Consider the following 18,975-nt stretch of genomic DNA (forward strand, 5'->3'; position numbering starts at 1 on the left):
CTCCTTCAGCCGAATGTCACGTTGAGGATGATGACGAGCACCAGAGCGACACCCGCGACGGGCACGGGGCGCTTCCAGAACGGCGCCTTCGGTTCGCTGAGGTCCTCGAAATCGGACTTCGGGGTCTCCGAGTAGACGAGTCCGCGCAGCTCCGCGGCGGGCTTCGGCGTGGTGAACAGGGTGACGATCACCGACAGAACGATGTCGACGACGAACGCCGTGCTGGCCGCGAGGAATGCGGCACCCTGACCGGGCAGATCGAGGACTCCGGTCTCGGCGAGGATGAACACGAACACGGCCGAGAGCGTGCCGCCGACGAGGCCGACCCAACCGGCGGTCGCCGACATCCGCTTCCAGAACATACCGAGGATGAACGTGGCGAACAGCGGGGCGTTGAAGAAGCCGAACAGCGTCTGCAGGTAGTCCATGAGGTTGGAGAAGTTGCCCGCGATGAGCGCTGTGAAGATCGCGACGACACAGGCACCGATCGTCGCCCAGCGGCCGATCTTCAGGTAGTAGTCGTCCTCGCGGTCCTTGACCACGTACTGCTGCCACAGGTCATAGCTGAAGACCGTGTTGAACGCGGAGATGTTCGCGGCCATACCGGCCATGAACGCGGCGAGGAGGCCGGCGATCGCCACACCGAGGAGACCGTTGGGCAGGACCTCGCGCATGAGCAGCAGGAGCGCGTCGTTGTATGTCACGCCCGTCTGTTCGAGCGCGGTCGCCTCGTCGATGTTGGCCGAGATCTCCTTGAACTGCGTCATCTGCGGCACGAGCACCGCGGCGATCATGCCGGGGATGACGACGATGAAGGGGATGAGCATCTTCGGGAAGGCGCCGATGATCGGGGTCAGGCGGGCGGCGTTGATCGACTTCGACGCCATGGCGCGCTGGACCTCGACGAAGTTCGTCGTCCAGTAGCCGAAGGAGAGGACGAAGCCGAGGCCGAAGACGATGCCGACGACGGAGAGGACGGGGTTGGAGAACCCGGAGAGCTGTTCGCCGGGCCAGCTGCTCAGCTGCTCGGCGCCGAGCATTCCGTCATTGCTCACCCGGTCGACCAGTCCGTCCCAGCCGCCGACGCGGTTGAGGCCGATGAGGGTCAGCGGCAGGAGGGCTGCGACGATGACGAAGAACTGCAGGACTTCGTTGTAGATGGCCGCGCTCAGTCCGCCGAGGGTGATGTAGGACAGGACGATGGCGGCGGCGACGATGAGCGTGATCCACAGCGGCCAGCCGAGCAGACGGTTGACGATCGTGCCCAGCAGGAACAGGTTGACACCGGCGATGAGCAGCTGTGCGACGGCGAAGGACAGCGCGTTGACGAGGTGGGCGCCCGTGCCGAACCGTCTGCGCATGAACTCCGGAACCGACCGGACCTTCGAACCGTAGTAGAAGGGCATCATTACGACACCGAGGAACAGCATCGCCGGGACCGCGCCGATCCAGAAGTAGTGCATCGTCGGCATGCCGTACTGGGCGCCCGTGGCGGACATGCCCATGATCTCGACAGCGCCGAGGTTGGCCGAGACGAAAGCGAGACCCGTGACCCAAGCAGGCAGGCTCCGTCCGGAGAGGAGGAACTCGATGCTCGAGGAGATCCCGCGTTTGGCGAACCACCCGATGCCGAGGACGAAGATGAAGTAGATTGCTATCAGCAGATAGTCGATCCACTGTGCGTCCAAGCGGATTGCTTCCAAGGTTCCTCCATATGCGTCAGTGCATGGCTTCAAAATGCGTCAATGCATGGATGCTTGTGGTGTGCGACACCCGAGTGGACACTTTAGAGGATTGTGAGCCTGATCGCTAGTGATCGAACCTGAACAGTTTTGATCGTTTGGTCGGCAGGTCAGGCGACCTCGACCTCGACGCCTGCCTCACGCAGGGCCGTGAGCGCGGATTCTTCGCTCTTCGAGTCGGTGATGAGCTGGTGGATCTGCTCGGTCGGGACGGTGAGCACCGACGAGCGGAGCCCGACCTTCGTGTGATCGACGAGGGCGGTGACGCGTCCGGCTCCGGCAGCCATCGCCCGATCCGTATCGGCGACGGGGAACGCCGGTGTCGACAGGCCGAAGTCCGCGGCCAGGCCGTTGCCGGAGAGGAAGACGGTATCGGCGCGCAGGCCGAGCAGCTGAGACACCGTCCCGCCTCCGACGAAGGCCCGGATCGAATGGCGCAGCAGTCCGCCGACGACGATGACCTCGTTGTCGGGGGAGGAGACCATGGCCTCGGCGACGAGCAGTGAATTCGTCACCACGCGCAGACCCGAACGCGTCACGAGCTCCTTGGCCAACAGTTCGGTCGTCGTTCCCGGCCCCAGCGCCACGACATCGCCGTTGCGCACCTGGGTCGCCGCAGCGCGGGCGATCGCCGTCTTCTCGGCCAGAGCCTGCTCGAGCTTCTCCGCATAACTCGACTCCCGCGCACTCGACGCGAGAACGGCACCGCCGTGGGTGCGGATGAGCCTGCCCTCCTCGGCGAGCTGATCGAGGTCACGGCGGATGGTCACGGCCGAGGTAACGAGCTTCTCCGACAGGGAGGTGATGGAGACGGCGCCGTCTCTCTCGATCGTATCGACGATGATGTTGCGTCTCTGAGCGGCGATCATGGAGCCATAGTACAGACCCGGAGGCCGTCTCAGCCGCGCACGAGTGCTTCGGTCAGCGCACGCGCGGCGTCGATGACCGACTTCGCGTGCAGGCGACCGGGCTGACGGGTGAGCCGGTCGACCGGTCCGGAGATCGAGACGGCGGCGACCACTCGATTGCTCGGTCCGCGCACGGGGGCCGACACCGAGGCGACGCCCCGTTCGCGTTCGGCGATCGACTGGGCCCAGCCTCGGCGACGGACCCCGGAGAGCATGGTCGCGGAGAACCGGGCACCACGCAGACCCGTGTGCAGACGGTCCGGCTCCTCCCAGGCCAACAGCACCTGAGCCGCAGAACCGGCGCGCATCGACAGGGTCGCACCGATCGGCACGGAGTCGCGCAGGCCCACGGGGCGCTCGGCCGCGGCCACGCACAGACGCAGATCGCCCTGACGGCGGAAGAGCTGAGCGGACTCGCCGGTCTGATCCCGCAGCTGACCGAGCACCGGCCCGGCCGCGGCCAACAGGCGGTCCTCGCCGGCGGCCGACGACAGCTCGGCCAGGCGCGGCCCGAGGACGAAGCGTCCCTGCAGGTCGCGACCGACGATGCGGTGGAATTCGAGGGCAACAGCCAGGCGGTGGGCAGTGGGGCGTGCCAGTCCGGTCAGCGTCACCAATTCGGCGAGAGAGGCGGGTCCGGCCTCAAGTGCGGAGAGAACCATTGCGGCCTTGTCGATGACCCCGACGCCGCTACCATTGCTTGTCATAGGCACCATTGTGCGCGTCTCAGTGGGCGAGATGCAAGTTCGCATTGCGATACGGCCGAGTAGATTTCGAATACGCACTCACCCCAGTGCGCACATCGCAGTTCATCGACGCGGTCGTACCTCGGCCCGTCAGGTCTACATCGGGTGCAGAGATCCCTGCACCGGCGGGAGGAACCATGCCACGCACATTGGCCGAGAAGGTCTGGGCCGATCACGTCGTCTCACGAGGTGTTGACGGTGCGCCGGACCTTATCTACATCGATCTCCACCTCGTCCACGAGGTGACCAGCCCGCAGGCCTTCGACGGACTCCGACTCGCCGGGCGCCCCGTGCGCCGCCCCGACCTCACCATCGCCACCGAGGACCACAACACCCCGACGTGGGACATCGACAAGCCGATCGCCGAACCCACCTCGGCCACGCAGATCAACACCCTGCGCAAGAACGCCGAGGAATTCGGCATCCGGCTGCACAGCCTCGGCGACACCGACCAGGGCATCGTCCACGTTGTGGGACCGCAGCTGGGCCTGACCCAGCCGGGCACCACCGTCGTCTGCGGCGACTCGCACACCTCCACCCACGGCGCCTTCGGAGCGCTCGCCTTCGGCATCGGCACCTCCGAGGTCGAACACGTGCTCGCCACGCAGACGCTCAGCCTCAAACCCTTCAAGACGATGTCGATCACCGTCGACGGCGACCTGCCCGAAGGCTCGAGCGCCAAGGACATCATCCTCGCCATCATCGCGAAGATCGGCACCGGCGGGGGACAGGGCTACGTGCTCGAATACCGCGGCTCGGCCATCCGCCAGCTGTCCATGGAAGCCCGGATGACGATCTGCAATATGTCGATCGAAGCCGGTGCCCGGGCGGGAATGGTCGCCCCCGACGAGACGACCTTCGAGTACGTCAAGGGCCGCCCCCACGCCCCCGAAGGCGAAGACTGGGACGCCGCCGTCGAGTACTGGAAGACCCTCTACACCGACGAAGGCGCGGAATTCGACGCCGAGGTGGTCCTCAAAGCCGAAGACATCGAACCCTTCGTCACCTGGGGAACGAACCCCGGCCAGGGCCTGCCGCTGTCGGCGAGCGTGCCCAGCCCCGACGACTTCACCGACGAGAACGACAAGGCCGCAGCCGCCAATGCGCTGGCCTATATGGGCCTGACCCCGGGCACGCCGCTGCGCGAGATCGAAGTCGACACCGTCTTCCTCGGCTCGTGCACGAACTCCCGGATCGAAGATCTCCGGGCCGCCGCCGAGGTGGTCCGCGGCCGCAAGAAGGCCGACAACGTCCGCTTCATGGTCGTCCCCGGCTCCGCAAAGGTCCGCCTCCAAGCGGAAGAAGAAGGCCTCGACGTCATCTTCAAGGACTTCGGCGGCGAATGGCGCTTCGCCGGCTGCTCGATGTGCTTAGGGATGAACCCGGACCAGCTGGCCGAAGGCGAAAGGTGCGCCTCGACCTCGAACCGCAACTTCGAAGGCCGCCAGGGCAAGGGCGGACGCACTCACCTGGTCTCCCCGCTCGTGGCCGCTGCCACCGCGGTGCGCGGCACCCTGTCCTCACCGGGCGACGTCGCCGACCTGCCGCGGGATGCCGAACCCGTGGAATGGGCCGACAACCGCCTGTCCCTCAACCTGACACCCGTCTCGGCGAACGACTGACAAAGGAGGACGAGCCATGGAAGCTTTCACCACCCACACCGGCATCGGCGTTCCTCTGCGCCGATCCAATATCGACACCGACCAGATCATCCCCGCGAAGTTCCTCAAGCGGGTCACCCGCACCGGCTTCGAGGACGCCCTGTTCTACCGCTGGCGGACCAACGACGACTTCGTCCTCAACGACCCCGATTTCGCATCCGGCTCCGTCCTCGTCGCCGGCCCCGACTTCGGCACCGGCTCCTCCCGCGAACACGCCGTCTGGGCGCTCAAGGACTACGGCTTCCGCGTCGTCCTGTCCTCCCGCTTCGGCGATATCTTCCGCGGCAACTCCGGCAAAGAGGGTCTGCTGGCCGCCCAGCTCGAACAGGCCGATATCGAACTGATCTGGAAGATACTCGAGAACCATCCCGGCACGTCGATCACCGTCGACCTGAACGAGAAGACCGTGACGTGCGACACCGTCACCGTGTCCTTCCAGATCGACGACTACACGCGCTGGCGCCTGCTCGAAGGCCACGACGACATCAGTCTCACCCTGGCCAAGGAAGACGAGATCGTCGGCTACGAATCTTCCCGCTTCGCCTTCAAGCCGACGACCCTGCCCGCCAAGGTCTGACCCTCACCCAAGCCGGCCCGTCCGTATCGATCCACCCCCACCGAGGCGGCCCGCCGTCACGTTCGAACGTGACGGCGGGCCGCCTTGAGCGAATCGGTGGGAGACCATCGGCTGGGTTAGTCTAGGACGGTGCCCACAGCAATCGTCGGGCACCGTCTCCGGGTGGCATCCCGCCCGGATCCGATCATCGGAATCAGGGAGGAACATGCTCGAAGTACGTGGGGGAAATCCGCTGGACGGCACCGTCCGAGTCCGCGGCGCCAAGAACCTGGTGCCCAAGGCGATGGTGGCCTCTCTGCTCGGTGAGACCCCGTCCGTGCTGCGCGGCGTGCCCAACATCCGCGATGTCGAAATCGTCACCGGACTCCTCGAACTCCACGGAGTCCGCGTCACCTCCGGCCCCGACGGGGACCAGTCCGACGGCGAACTCCACCTCGACCCGGCCGATGTGGCTCAGGGCTCCATCGTCGACATCGACGCCCACGCCGGATCCTCCCGCATCCCGATCCTCTTCTGCGGACCTCTCCTGCACAGCCTCGGTCAGGCGTTCATCCCCGACCTCGGCGGCTGCCATATCGGCGACCGCCCCATCAACTTCCACCTCGATGTGCTCCGCAAGTTCGGCGCCGAGGTCGACAAGACCCCCGGCGGCATCATGCTCAAGGCACACAGCCGCCTGCAGGGAACCAAGGTCGAACTGCCCTACCCCTCTGTCGGAGCCACCGAACAGGTGCTGCTGACAGCGGTTCGCGCCGAAGGCGTGACCGAGCTGCGGGGAGCGGCCATCGAACCGGAGATCATGGACCTCATCGCGCTGCTGCAGAAGATGGGCGCGATCATCACCGTCGACACCGACCGCGTGGTGCGCATCGAAGGCGTCGACACCCTCCGCGGGTTCATCCACCGTGCCCTGCCCGACCGCAATGAGACCGCATCTTGGGCCTCGGCGGCACTGGCCACCGGCGGCGACATCTTCGTCGAAGGCGCCAGCCAGCCGGAGCTCATCACGTTCCTCAACGTGTTCCGCAAGATCGGCGGCGAATTCGATGTGCAGGAGAACGGCATCCGCTTCCGCCACCCCGGCGGCAAACTCCGATCCTTCGCCCTCGAAACCGACGTCCACCCCGGCTTCATGACCGACTGGCAGCAGCCCCTGGTCGTCGCGATGACTCAGGCCGAAGGCCTCTCGATCATCCACGAAACCGTGTATGAGAACCGGTTCGGCTTCACCGACGCCCTGCGCGATATGGGTGCGCAGATCCAGCTCTACCGCGAATGCCTCGGCGGCACCCCCTGCCGCTTCGGACGACGGAACTACCAACACTCGGCTGTGATCTCCGGACCCACCGACCTCAAGGGCACCCGCATCGACGTTCCCGATCTGCGCGGCGGCTTCAGCCACCTCATCGCCGCCCTGGCGGCCCAGGGCACGAGCGAAGTCCACGGCATCGAGCTCATCAACCGCGGCTACGAGAACTTCCTCGACAAACTCACCGGACTCGGTGCCGAGGTCTCCGCATGAGCGCCGACATCGAACCGGACGCGAACGACCACGATCTCGTCTCCTTCGATCCCGCCTCGGTGCGCTCCCAGAACCGGGCGGGCACCGTTGCCGCCACTGCGGCCTTCGGGCTCCTGCGCACGGCCACGAAGATGAGCATCCGGGGGACCGAGCACCTGCCGCCGGCCGGCACGGGCATCATCGCCGCCGCCTACCATGCCAACCATCTCGACCCGATCCTCGTGGGGCTGGCGCTCAAGCGCAACGGCCGGATGCCGCACTTCCTCGCGAAGTCGACGCTGTTCACCGGGGTGCTCGGCAAGATCCTCAAGATCATCGGACAGATCCCGGTGCTGCGCGCCTCGGCCTCGGCCGGGGACTCCCTCGAATATGCGAAGGACGCCCTGGCGAACGGCCAGACCGTCGTCATCTACCCCGAGGGCACGCTGACGAAGGACCCGGAGCTGTGGCCCCAGCACTTCAAGACCGGCACCGCCCGGCTGGCGCTGGAGACCGGAGCCCCGATCGTTCCCGTCGCCCACTGGGGACTTGACACGGTCTACCCGCGCGGGCAGAAGAAGGTCCGATTCCGCCCTTTCAGCCATGACTCCGTCGTGGCCTTCGGTCCCGCCATCGACTATTCGGACCTGTGGGATCGCCGGGATGAGAAGAAGACGATGGGAGACCTCTCCCAGCGGGTGAAGAACACCGTGGCGGCGATGGTGGCCGAACTGTCCGAACGCGAACTGCCGCAGCGTTTCACAGCTAAGGAGACTGGCGAATGAGCGTCGACAAGATCACCGTCCTCGGAGCCGGATCGTGGGGCACCACCTACGCCGCGGTCATCGCCGACGCCGGATTCCCCGTCACCCTGTGGGCCCGCCGTCCCGAGGTCGCCGAAGAGATCAACTCCACGCACACCAATGAGCGTTACCTCGGCGAGCGAGTCCTGCCCGAGGGGCTGAGTGCGACCGCAGACGATATCGCCGCGGTCACCGACGCCGAGGTCATCGTCCTCGCCGTGCCCGCCCAGACCCTGCGGGAGAACCTCACCCGGTGGAAGCCGCACCTGCGCGAGGGTGTGAAGCTCGTGAGCCTGATGAAGGGCATCGAGGTCGACACCGGCAAACGCATGTCCGAAGTCATCGCCGAGGTCGCCGAGGTCGCCGAATCCCAGATCGCCGTCGTCTCCGGACCCAACCTGGCGCGTGAGATCGCCGACCGGCAGCCCACCGCCACCGTCGTCGCGTCCTCCGACATCACCACCGCCGAGGTGGTCGCGGAGATCAGCGCGAACGCGTACTTCCGCCCGTATACGAACACCGACGTCGTCGGCGTCGAGATCGGCGGTGCGATCAAGAACATCATCGCCCTGTCCGTGGGCATCGCCGACGGGCAGAAGCTCGGCGACAACTCGAAGGCCTCGATCATCACCCGCGGGCTTGCCGAAACCTCTCGCCTGGCCGCGGCCATGGGCGCCGAGGCGCACACCCTGTCCGGTCTCGCCGGACTCGGCGATCTCGTCGCCACCTGCGCCTCACCCCTGTCGCGCAATCGCACCTTCGGGCGCCACCTCGGTGAGGGGATGAGCCTCGAGGACGTCATCGCCCACACCTCGCAGACAGCCGAAGGCGTGAAATCCGCTCCAGCCGTCCTCGCCCTGGGTCGACGCAACGGCGTCGACCTGCCCATTACCGAGGTGGTCTGTGCGGTTCTCGCCGGAAAACTGCAGGTTGACGAACTCGCCGGATTGCTGTTGTCTCGGAAACGTAAGCACGAAGGACCACCCGCCTGATTCGCACCGAATCTCAGGCACCCGCTGGAAAACTAGGAGCACACATGAGCGCCAACTCACCGTTCTTCAACCTTCCCGAACTTCCCACCTTCACGCTGACGAGCACCGACATCGAAGACGGTGGGGTGCTCACCGGCCCACAGCTCTCCGGCGCCATGGGCGTGCCCGGCGGTGAGGACGTCTCTCCGCAGCTGTCCTGGTCCGGTTTCCCTGACGAGACCAAGGCCTTCGCCGTGACCTGCTACGACCCCGACGCTCCCACGGGTTCGGGCTTCTGGCACTGGGTCGTCACGGACCTCGACGCCTCGGTGACGAGCCTGGAGACCAACGCCGGCGACCCGGCCGCCGACCTCCTGCCCAGCGGAGCCGTGACTCTGCGCAACGATGCCGGCGAACCCTGCTTCGTCGGAGCTGCCCCGCCGGAAGGACACGGACCGCACCGCTACTTCTTCATCGTCACCGCTCTGGCCGAACCGCTGGGCATCGACGAATCCGCAACACCGGCCTTCGCCGGCTTCAACATGTTCTTCAAGGGCATCGGACGGGCGTGGCTGGAATGCACGTACGAGGCCAAGTGAGCTAGAGTCTTTCAGTCCGCGCACACCTGACCCGCTGTGCGCACCCGTGTTCGGCCCCAGTTCGCGGGAGTACCACTTCAGCAAGGAAACTCATGGCAGACAACGATCACCGGCCCCTTGTCGCAGTCCTCTTCGGAGGCCGTTCGAGCGAGCACTCCGTCAGCTGCGTCACCGCGGCCGGTGTGATCGGTGCCATCGACTCCGACGCCTTCGACGTTCTGCCGATCGGCATCACGAAGACCGGCGTGTGGCGGGTCGTCGACGACTGGGCGAGCATGCGCTTCGACCCGGAGGCCATGCCGGAGGTCACGGACAACGGCACCGAGGTGATCCCTCCGGTCTCCGCGAACGGGGCACCTCTGCTGCACCGCGATGCCGACGGAAACTACACCGAACTGGGTGCGGTCGACGTATTCTTCCCGCTCCTGCACGGACGCTTCGGTGAGGACGGAACCCTGCAGGGACTGTTCGAACTCAGCGACACCGCGTTCGTCGGCTCCGGAGTGTTCTCCTCCGCAGCGAGCATGGACAAGCACTACACGAAGTCACTCATGGCCCACGCCGGGATCCCCACCTGCCCGTGGGAGCTCGTGACCGAGACGATGTGGGCCGCAGACCGCGCGGAGGCGGAGAAGCGAGTGGCCGAGCTCGGACTGCCCGTGTTCGTCAAACCCGCTCGTGCCGGATCGTCCATGGGAGTCAGTCGCGTCGCCGAGGCGGCCGATCTCGAGGCCGCCCTGCTCGGCGCCTTCGAACACGACTCCAAGGTCATCGTCGAACCCGAGGTCAGCGGTCGTGAGGTCGAATGCGCCGTGCTGGGTTCCGTCTATGACACGGAGCTGCGCGTGTCCTCACCAGGGGAGATCCGGGTGAGCGGCGACCATTCGTTCTACGATTTCGATGCCAAATACCTCGACCTCGCCGCCGCAGAAGTCACCTGTCCGGCTGATCTCGACGAGACGGTCACGGCCCGAGTGCAGGAGTTGGCCGCCTCGGTGTTCCGTCTCTTCGACTGCACCGGTCTGGCCCGCGTCGACACCTTCGTCACGGACACCGGTGAAGTCGTCATCAACGAACTCAACACCCTGCCCGGGTTCACCCCCACCTCGGCGTACCCGTTCATGTGGGCCCAGTCGGGACTCGAGTACTCCGAACTCATCGGCGAACTCATCTCGATCGCCCTGATCGACCACGCCCGCGCGAAATAGCGCTCTAGCCGGCGATGTCCTCGGCGCCGACGCACTCGTTCTCCGGCGGGAACTTCGACAAAGTCGGTGAGATTGCGGCAAGCACATCGTTGCCGGACTCTGCCTTGCGATTGACGAGCACCTCGACGGCAGGGGTGCGTCCGTAGCTGGTGAACCTCCACGTCGAATCGTCGTCGTCGACCGGCTTCGAGATCCAATCGACCCCGGACACGCTCACGCACTGATCCGTCGTCGGCCCGGGGGGAGTGACTCCGCAGCGCAGCACCGCGACATTGGGATCTCCCCAGGCCTTCGTGCCCTGCGAGGAGGTCGTGCGTGCCTTCTCACCCGAGATCTCGTCCGGCAGAGTGAGCAGAATATCGGCACACTTCGGATTCGCTGCGTCCTTGGCCGGCTCGACGATGACGGTCCGCGAACACCCAGTCACTGCCAGACCGGTGATCACCGTGGCCAGAGCGATGAAGGTGAGAGAACGACGACGGTGCGCGGGCCGGGCGTTGCGGCGCGTCGAAGCAGGGCGAGATCTCATAGGACTACCGTATCGCCCGATAACCTTGAGCCATGACCCGACTGTCCGAACTTGGCGAATCACACATCATCTCCCGTGTGCTCACCCGCAACCCCAGCAGCACGCACGTGATCGTCGGACCCGGAGACGATGCGGCCGTGACAGCACCGGAGGGACGACTCGTCTCGACCGCGGACATGCTCGTGGAGAACGAAGACTTCACTCGCGAATGGTTGGACTGGAAGAAGCTCGGTATCAAGGCAGCGGCCCAGAACCTGGCTGATGTGTGCGCCATGGGCGCGACCCCGCACGGACTGCTCGTCTCCGCAGCCGTCCCCGATGACACGGACATCGCCTGCCTCGAAGCCCTGTACTCCGGTCTCTTCGACGAAGCGGAACGAGCGGGGACGGCTTTGGACTGCACGGTGCCGATCATCGGCGGGGACCTGTCGTCGTCGAAACTCGTCGTCATCGCCATCACCGCACTCGGGACCCTGGAGGAGGAGTCCGCGATCCTGCGCTCCGGCGCCCAGCCCGGGCACGGACTCTTCCTGGCCGGCACCGTTGGTCGGGCAGCCGCGGGACTCGACCTGCTCTTCGCCGGAGCGCGACCAGACACCGCCGGGCCTGACCTCCGCTCGCTCATCGACACCCAACTGGCGCCGCAGCCTGACTACGGGGCACTGGCCACGGTCGGGGCCGCCTCGGCGATGATCGACGTCTCCGACGGACTCAGCCTCGACCTCGCCCGGGTGGCGACCGCCTCGGGGGTGGGCATCGATCTTGATCGGGCTCTGCTGGGCGACCTCATCGACCCGCTGCTGCCGGCAGCCGAATTCGTGCTCGATGACCGAGCGACGGGAGGGCCAGGCGACGGGGTCGGAGAAACCGAGGCGGCTGTGACGGCAGAGGATCTGGCGCTGTCCTGGGTCCTCGACGGGGGAGAGGACCACGGCTTCGCCGCGTCTGCGCCGCCTGCCGCCGTGCCTGGAGTAGGCTGGCGGAGAATCGGTGAGATCCGCACCGGACACGATGTCAGCCTCGACGGCACACCCGTGCCGGCGAGCGGTTTCAGCCATTTCGGGAAGTGACATGAGCAACGCCATCAGCCTCAACGGTCGTCTGGCCGCCCGCTGGGCCCGCCGTGCGGTCGACCGGCTGCGCAAGGAACGCACCGAGATCGACGAGCTCAACGTCTTCCCCGTCCCCGACGGTGACACCGGCACGAACATGTACCACACCCTGCGCGCCGCCTACCTCGCCGTCGAAGAGCTCACGGGACCCGTCACCCTCCCGCACGTCGTCGCCGCATTGGCCGCCGGAGCCGGACGCGGCGCCCGCGGCAACTCCGGACTCATCCTCGCCGTCGCCCTGCAGGGAGTCGCCGATGCCATGGCCGGAGTCACCGTGGCCACCGCCGACGCCATGGCCACCGCGCTGGAGACCGCGTCGGACCGGGCCCGGGCCGCCGTCGCCCGACCCGTCGACGGCACCATGCTCACCGTGCTCGACGCCATGGCCACCGAGGCCCGCGAACGCGCCGACGACGGAGCCTCCCTGATCGAGGTCATCGCGGCCGTGCGGGAACGCTCCCGCACAGCTCTGCGGGAGACCACCGGACAGCTCACCGTGCTGCGCGAAGCCGAGGTGGTCGACGCCGGATCGACGGGCATCGTCGAACTCTTCGACCTCCTCTACGCCACCGTCACCGGCCGCACCCCGCAGGATTCGATGCTCGCCGAGGTGGCCCGCGCCCCGAAGATCATCCACGAAGCCACCGCCGACGAACTCGAGATCGTCGCCATCCTGGCCACCGTCCCCACTGACTCCCTCGCCGAGGATCTCGACCGCCTCGGCGGGACCTCGATCGTCATCAATGCGGGCAAGGTCCACGTCCACGTCGCCGACGAAACGACCGCCGCGACCGTCATCGACCGCCTCGGCGAATATGGGATCGCCCGGCTCGATATGGAAGACCTGCGGATGCACGAGGAGGAGGGCGAGACGAAGCTCATCGTCCTGGTCAAGGGCACGGGACTGCTCATGCACACCGCGCTCAACGGGGCCACGGCGCTGACTCCGGAGGTGGGGGACCTGTTCGAGACGATGTCCGAACTCATCGCCGCCGAGGACCGTGAGGTCATCGTCATTCCCAGCTCCACCTCGGCGCTGAAGTCCCTGGCAGGGCTGGGGGCGCACGTCGTGCGCTCTCGCAACGTCGGCACCCTGCTCTCGGCCTTGGCCGTCTACGATCCCTTCGCCCCGGCGGGGGAGATCTTCGCGGATATGACCGAAGCGGCCGCGGGGACAAGGGTGGGCACGATCTATTCGGCCGATCAGCTCGCCACCGACCCGCCGACGGGGATGCTGCCGGTGATCAGCGAGGACGAAGGATCGACTGCGGGCGGCGTTGCGGGTGCGGCCACGGATCATCGTCCGAGTGGGGGCACGGCAGTGGCGGCTCATCCCGCGCAGTTCTACCGGGTCTTCATCGAAGGCCGCGCGAAGACCCAGAGCACGGAGCTGCGGACGTTGGTCGAGAAGCTCGCCGATCGGCTGCTCGGGGCCGGGGGAGAGCTGCTCACCGTCGTCCACGGACCCGACTGCGCACCGGAGGTGCTCGACCACCTGCGGGACTGGATCCAGAAGTCGCATGAGACCGTCCACTTCCAGGACATCGATGCCAGAGACTCCGGAGTGCTCGTGATCATGGGGGTCGAATGACGACCCGGCTCGAAGACAACTTCCGGCCGGCCGATCGGAAGAACCTCGCCAAGCGCGGGGTGCATTCGGTCACTGACCTGCTCCGCTTCTTCCCGCGCCGCTACCTCGTGCCCGGGGAGCGCACGGAACTCGGCGGCCTGCCGCTGGGGGAGACCGCGATCATCCAGGCCGAAGTCATCAAGGTGGAGACGCGGCGGATGAAGCAGCGGAAAGGCACGATCACCGAGGTCATCGTCCACGACGGGAAGCAGTCGATGAAGATCGCGTTCTTCAACCAGCACTGGTTGGAGAAGGCGCTGAAGCCGGGACTGACCGTCGTCTTCGGCGGCAAGGTGGAATCGTTCCGCGGGCAGCTGACCCTGGCGTCTCCGGTGTGGCTCAACCGCACCGAGGATGACCACGAGTGGACGCCCGAGGACCTCAACTCGCCGTTCCCCATCTACCCGGCCGTGAAGAAGATCGCGCAGTCCCGGCTGTGGAGTTCGATCAAGACCCTGCTCACCGTCGCAGGTGACGAGGAGTTCGAGGATCCGCTGCCGAAAGGGCTGCGCGACGCTCATGAACTGCCGGATCTGCGCACGGCGCTGGAGGACATGCACCGGCCGCGGAAGATCGAGGACGTCGAACGGGCCCGGCTGAGGTGGAAGTGGGAAGAGGCGCTCGCCCTGCAGACCGAGTTCGCTGCCCGCAAAGCGACTCTGGCCGCGGAGAAGGCGACGCCGCTGCTCACACAGGGGACGAAGAGCCGCCGCTTCGATGAGGAGCTGCCCTTCACCCTCACCGCATCCCAGGTCAGGGTCGGTGAGGAGATCGCCGAGGACATGGCCGCAGACCGGCCGATGCACCGGCTCCTGCACGGTGACGTCGGTTCCGGTAAGACACTTGTGGCCCTGCGAGCCATGCTCACCGCGGTCGACTCCGGTGCCCAGGCCGCCATGCTCGCCCCCACCGAGGTGCTCGCCACTCAGCATTTCCATTCGATCCAGACATTCCTCGACGAGCAGATGGCGTTGTCGCCGCTGCTGGCCGACGACGACCAGGTGACAGTGGCGCTGATGACCGGGTCGATGCCGGCGAAGGAGCGTCGCGAACTCGCGCTCGATCTCGTCGCCGGCAACATCGACATCGTCGTCGGCACGCATGCGCTGCTGTCGGCGTCGACGATGTTCTCCGATCTCGGTCTCATCGTCGTCGACGAACAGCACCGCTTCGGTGTCGAACAGCGGGAAGCGCTGCGCGCGAAGGGCGGGGACACGACCCCGCATACTCTCGTGATGTCGGCGACCCCGATCCCGCGCACCGTGGCGATGACGGTCTTCGCCGACCTCGATATCTCGACCTTGAAGGAGATGCCGGCCGGGCCGAAGGACGTCGCCACCCATGTGGTGCCGATCGTCGACCAACCTGCCTGGTACGTCCGGGTTCGGGAGCTCATGCGGCAGACCGTCGAGGCTGAGAAGGGGGTCTTCGTCGTCTTCCCGCGAATCGAACCGACGGATATCGAAGATCCGGAGTCCGGGGACGTAGTCGGACAGAAGCAGGGCATCGAAGACATCACACGGAAGCTGTCTGAGACCCCGGAACTGGCTGGTCTGAAGTTCGGTCTGCTGCATGGGCGGATGTCGACGGCGGAGAAGGACCGGGTGCTCGCGGACTTCGTCAAAGGCGACATCGAGATCCTCGTCTCGACGACGGTCATCGAGGTCGGCGTCGACGTGGCGAGGGCGACGATGATGGTCATCATCGAAGCCGAGAACTTCGGTGTCGCACAGCTGCACCAGCTGCGCGGACGCGTCGGACGTGACGGCAGCTCGGCCCTGTGCTTCCTGCTCACCGAGATGAGTGCCGAGGAAGAGAGCTATGGACGACTGCAGGCCGTCGCCGAGACGCTCGACGGTTTCGCCCTGGCCGAGTACGATCTCGACGCCCGAGGCGAAGGCGATGTGCTCAGCGGCTCCCAGTGGGGCGGATCCTCGCTGAGGCATCTGTCCATCCTCCGCGACTCCGAGATGGTCGCCGAAGCGAAGACGGTCGCAGAGCAGATCGTCGCCATCGACCCCACCCTCGAGGCGGTGCCCGCGCTCAAGGCCTTCATCAGGCGCGTCCTGCCCGAGGACGACGCCCACTTCATCGAGGCAGGCTGAGGGAGCAGATATGAGAATCATCGCCGGCGCGCACAAAGGTGCCAAACTGACGTCCCCATCGGGGGCGAACACCCGGCCGACGTCCGACCGCGTCAAGGAATCCCTGTTCTCCATGCTCGACGGCTACGGGGTGCTGCCTGCAGCGAACGTCCTCGACCTCTTCGCCGGTTCCGGTGGGCTCGGCTTCGAGGCGATGTCGCGGGGTGCAGCACAAGTCGACTTCGTCGACTCATCCCTGGCGGCGACCCGTGCTCTGGAATCCAATGCGGACAAGCTCGGTCTCGACCATTCGGCCGAAGTCCACACCGGGGACGTGCTCCACTTTCTCGGCGGACTGCCGGGACCGGAGAACCCGGAGTCACGAGTCTTCGACCTCGTGTTCATGGACCCGCCGTACCCGCTGGGGGAGGACGCGGTCACGCAGATCCTCAGACGGCTGAGCACACACCTGGACATGGAGTCCATCGTCGTGGTCGAACGTGCCGCGCGTTCGCCGGAGCCGACGATGCCCGACGGGCTCCAAGTGTTTCGGGCGAAGACCTTCGGCGAGACCGCGATCCACTTCGTCCAGCTCGCTGGCGAGGACGAAGCGAGCGCCGCAGAGGACTAGAGCACGCTGGAGAGGAACTTGCGCGTGCGCTCGTGCTGCGGGTTGTTGAAGATCTGGTCCGGAGGACCCTCTTCGAGCACCTGACCGCCGTCGAACATCATCACGCGGTGAGAGACGTCGCGGGCGAACTGCATCTCGTGTGTGACCAGCAGCATCGTGATGTCCGTGGTCTCGGCGATATCGCGCAGCACTCCGAGCACGTCCCCGACGAGTTCGGGGTCAAGGGCGGAGGTGACCTCGTCGAGGAGGAGGATCTCCGGGTTCATCGCCAGTGCCCGGGCGATCGCCACGCGCTGCTGCTGGCCGCCGGAGAGACGGGTCGGGTGAGCGTCGGCCTTGTCGGCCAAGCCCACGCGTTCGAGCAGTTCCTTGGCTTCCTTGGTCGCGTCTGCCTTGGACTTGCCGAGCACATGGACGGGAGCTTCGATGATGTTCTCGAGCACGGTCATGTTCGGGAACAGGTTGAACTGCTGGAAGACCATGCCGATGCGCGTGGTCATCTCACGCGTGCGCTTCTTCGGCAGTTCCACGCGTTTGCCGCCGCGGTCCTCGTGAGTCAGCGGCTGACCGTCGACGAAGATATATCCGCCGGTGAGCTCCTCGAGCGTCATCACAAGGCGCAGGATCGTCGTCTTGCCCGAACCGCTGGGCCCGATGAGTGTGACGCGCTCGCCTGGAGCCACTGTGAAGTTGAGGTCCTTGAGCACGGTGGTCGGGCCGAAGCTCTTCTCCACGTCCTTGAACTCGATCGCCGGTGTGCCTGCGCCGGGAGTGGAGGAATTGGCTGGGGTGTTCTCAGTAGGTGGCAAGGCGTCGGTCCAATCTCTGAATGAGCAGTGAGGTCGGGTAACTGGCGGCGAGGAAGATGATGCCCGCCAGAGTGAAGGCTTCCGTGTAGGCGAAGGTCGAACCGCCGAATTCCTTAGCAGCCGTGACGAGCTCGACGACGGAGATTGCGAACAGGAACGGGGTGTCCTTGAACATGGCGACTGCGTAGTTGCCCAGCGACGGGATGGTCGCCCGCAGCGCCTGTGGCAACACGATCGCGGTGAAGGTGCGGACCGGCGGCAGCGAGAGGGCAGTGGCGGCCTCGAACTGGCCCGGCGGGACGGCATCGATGCCTGCACGGTAGCTTTCGGACATATACGTTGAATAGTGGATGCCGATGACGATGAAGCCGATGACCAGAGCGGGCACATCGACGAGTCCTGGAATATCGGAGAACGCATAGTAGACGAACAGCAGCTGGACGACCAGAGGGGTGTTGCGGATGAACGCGACGATGAGTCGGACCAGCCAGTTGATCCAGCGCGGCAGACCGCGGATGGCCACGGCAAGGATGAGCCCGAGGACGACGGCGATGGCGGTGCCGACGACGGTGGCGATCAAGGTGTTGACGAAACCGCGGAGCAGAATCGGCAGGGCTTCGGCGGCGAATTCCCAGTTCCACATCAGAGGCCACCTCCCTGTCCTGGGAACGGACCTTTGGAGCGGTCAGCACCTTCACCAGCGGCAACGTGTGACTTGAGACGGTCTTGGCGCGCGGCATCGGCACGGGCTGCACGCCTGGCCTCACGACGATCGGTGCGAGAGTTCGGGCGACGACGGCCGAGGGCCTTCGTCGCTCTGCGTTCGAGGAAGTTCATGAATTCCTGGAGCAGCCATGCCAGTGCGAAGTAGATGAGGAGGCTGATCGAGTAGGCGAACATCGTGTCGCCGGTCGACTGGCGCAGCTGTTCGGTCTTGTCGGTGAGGTCGGAGAGCGTGATGAAGGAGACGACCGCCGTGCCCTTGAGCAGCTGGATGAGCAGGGTCGCCAGCGATGGGATCATGAGCGCCCAGGCCTGAGGGAAGATCACGCGGATCATCCGGCGGGTGGGGGAGAGGCTCAGCGCGATGGCTGCTTCCCACTGACCGGGGGCCACGGTCTTGATCGAGGACCGGACCACCTCGGCGGAATAGGCTCCGTAGTTGAGTGCCAGAGCGGCGACTCCGCAGGCCATAGGGTCGAAATCGACGCCGAGGAGCGGGAGCACGTAGAACAGCCAGAACAGCTGCACGAGCAGAGAAGTGCCGCGGAAGAACTCGACGACGATGCGGGCCGGGATGCGCAGCCAGGCGCTCGGCGAGGTCATCGTCAGACCGAGGACGAGTGCGATGAGGACGGCGCCGATGCTGCCGGCCACCGTGAGGATGATGGTTGTCTGAACTCCCTCCCACAGCTGTGGGAGGAAGTTCAGCAACGTGGAGACATTGTCATTCATGGTGCGTGA

18 protein-coding genes are annotated in these 18,975 nt (G+C 66.0%); 11 read left to right on the plus strand and 7 right to left on the minus strand.

The features are described from left to right. Positions 1-5: 5 nt before the first annotated feature. The 3 genes from SB749_RS16035 to SB749_RS16045 form a co-directional block, all read right to left on the minus strand. A complete protein-coding gene (locus SB749_RS16035; RefSeq protein ID WP_410711184.1) occupies positions 6-1,703 on the minus strand; it encodes a sodium:solute symporter family protein in 1,698 nt (565 codons plus the stop codon). Positions 1,704-1,852: 149 nt separating this feature from the next. Continuing rightward, positions 1,853-2,611: a DeoR/GlpR family DNA-binding transcription regulator gene (locus SB749_RS16040; RefSeq protein WP_410711185.1), complete on the minus strand. Its 759-nt coding sequence runs from the start codon at positions 2,609-2,611 to the stop codon at positions 1,853-1,855. A 29-nt stretch (positions 2,612-2,640) separates the two neighbouring features. After that, complete coding sequence (locus SB749_RS16045) at positions 2,641-3,357, minus strand: IclR family transcriptional regulator (protein WP_025777351.1); 717 nt, start codon at positions 3,355-3,357, stop codon at positions 2,641-2,643. Positions 3,358-3,533: 176 nt separating this feature from the next. On the opposite strand from SB749_RS16045, the gene leuC reads away from it, so the two are divergent. From leuC to SB749_RS16080, 7 genes are all read left to right on the plus strand, one after another. Next, positions 3,534-5,018: a 3-isopropylmalate dehydratase large subunit gene (leuC, locus tag SB749_RS16050; protein ID WP_410711186.1), complete on the plus strand. Its 1,485-nt coding sequence runs from the start codon at positions 3,534-3,536 to the stop codon at positions 5,016-5,018. A gap of 16 nt (positions 5,019-5,034) precedes the next feature. Beyond that, the gene (gene leuD, locus SB749_RS16055; RefSeq protein ID WP_410711187.1) at positions 5,035-5,634 is read left to right on the plus strand and encodes a 3-isopropylmalate dehydratase small subunit; all 600 of its coding nucleotides are present in this window, start codon (positions 5,035-5,037) and stop codon (positions 5,632-5,634) included. Between the two features lie 205 nt (positions 5,635-5,839). Then, positions 5,840-7,156, plus strand: coding sequence for a UDP-N-acetylglucosamine 1-carboxyvinyltransferase (gene murA, locus SB749_RS16060; protein ID WP_410711188.1), 1,317 nt, complete (start codon positions 5,840-5,842; stop codon positions 7,154-7,156). Next, positions 7,153-7,920: a lysophospholipid acyltransferase family protein gene (locus SB749_RS16065; RefSeq protein ID WP_410711189.1), complete on the plus strand. Its 768-nt coding sequence runs from the start codon at positions 7,153-7,155 to the stop codon at positions 7,918-7,920. The genes murA and SB749_RS16065 overlap by 4 nt, the downstream gene beginning before the upstream one ends. Further along, positions 7,917-8,930, plus strand: a complete 1,014-nt coding sequence (locus tag SB749_RS16070; protein ID WP_410711190.1) for an NAD(P)H-dependent glycerol-3-phosphate dehydrogenase — start codon at positions 7,917-7,919, stop codon at positions 8,928-8,930. Before SB749_RS16065 ends, SB749_RS16070 begins: the two co-directional genes overlap by 4 nt. A 44-nt stretch (positions 8,931-8,974) precedes the next feature. After that, positions 8,975-9,508, plus strand: a complete 534-nt coding sequence (locus SB749_RS16075; protein WP_410711191.1) for a YbhB/YbcL family Raf kinase inhibitor-like protein — start codon at positions 8,975-8,977, stop codon at positions 9,506-9,508. Between the two features lie 92 nt (positions 9,509-9,600). Next, complete coding sequence (locus SB749_RS16080; RefSeq protein ID WP_410711192.1) at positions 9,601-10,716, plus strand: D-alanine--D-alanine ligase family protein; 1,116 nt, start codon at positions 9,601-9,603, stop codon at positions 10,714-10,716. A 4-nt stretch (positions 10,717-10,720) separates the two neighbouring features. Here the strand turns inward: SB749_RS16080 and SB749_RS16085 are convergent, their stop codons facing one another. Continuing rightward, a complete protein-coding gene (locus SB749_RS16085; RefSeq protein ID WP_410711193.1) occupies positions 10,721-11,245 on the minus strand; it encodes a DUF3515 domain-containing protein in 525 nt (174 codons plus the stop codon). Positions 11,246-11,277: 32 nt separating this feature from the next. Here SB749_RS16085 and thiL point away from each other — a divergent pair, with 32 nt between their 5' ends. From thiL to rsmD, 4 genes are read left to right on the plus strand one after another with little or no spacing between them, the layout of a single operon-like run. After that, on the plus strand, positions 11,278-12,315 hold the full coding sequence (gene thiL, locus SB749_RS16090) for a thiamine-phosphate kinase (RefSeq protein ID WP_410711194.1): 1,038 nt from the start codon (positions 11,278-11,280) through the stop codon (positions 12,313-12,315). Position 12,316: 1 nt separating this feature from the next. Continuing rightward, positions 12,317-13,948: a DAK2 domain-containing protein gene (locus SB749_RS16095; RefSeq protein ID WP_410711195.1), complete on the plus strand. Its 1,632-nt coding sequence runs from the start codon at positions 12,317-12,319 to the stop codon at positions 13,946-13,948. Beyond that, entirely contained in the window at positions 13,945-16,092 is a 2,148-nt protein-coding gene (locus SB749_RS16100) for an ATP-dependent DNA helicase RecG (protein WP_410711196.1), read from the plus strand. Before SB749_RS16095 ends, SB749_RS16100 begins: the two co-directional genes overlap by 4 nt. 10 nt (positions 16,093-16,102) lie before the next feature. Beyond that, positions 16,103-16,702, plus strand: a complete 600-nt coding sequence (gene rsmD / locus SB749_RS16105; RefSeq protein ID WP_410711197.1) for a 16S rRNA (guanine(966)-N(2))-methyltransferase RsmD — start codon at positions 16,103-16,105, stop codon at positions 16,700-16,702. Here the strand turns inward: rsmD and ehuA are convergent. From ehuA to ehuC, 3 genes are read right to left on the minus strand one after another with little or no spacing between them, the layout of a single operon-like run. Further along, positions 16,699-17,511, minus strand: coding sequence for an ectoine/hydroxyectoine ABC transporter ATP-binding protein EhuA (ehuA, locus tag SB749_RS16110; RefSeq protein WP_410711198.1), 813 nt, complete (start codon positions 17,509-17,511; stop codon positions 16,699-16,701). The genes rsmD and ehuA overlap by 4 nt on opposite strands. Beyond that, positions 17,498-18,154 (minus strand): ectoine/hydroxyectoine ABC transporter permease subunit EhuD, encoded by a 657-nt coding sequence (gene ehuD / locus SB749_RS16115; protein WP_173155948.1) that lies wholly within the window; start codon positions 18,152-18,154, stop codon positions 17,498-17,500. Before ehuD ends, ehuA begins: the two co-directional genes overlap by 14 nt. Beyond that, positions 18,154-18,966, minus strand: a complete 813-nt coding sequence (gene ehuC, locus SB749_RS16120; protein ID WP_410711199.1) for an ectoine/hydroxyectoine ABC transporter permease subunit EhuC — start codon at positions 18,964-18,966, stop codon at positions 18,154-18,156. Before ehuC ends, ehuD begins: the two co-directional genes overlap by 1 nt. Positions 18,967-18,975 lie beyond the last annotated feature (9 nt).

Origin of the sequence: Brevibacterium sp. SIMBA_078 (genome assembly GCF_046534565.1) — a bacterium.
Classification (GTDB): Bacteria; Actinomycetota; Actinomycetes; order Actinomycetales; family Brevibacteriaceae; genus Brevibacterium.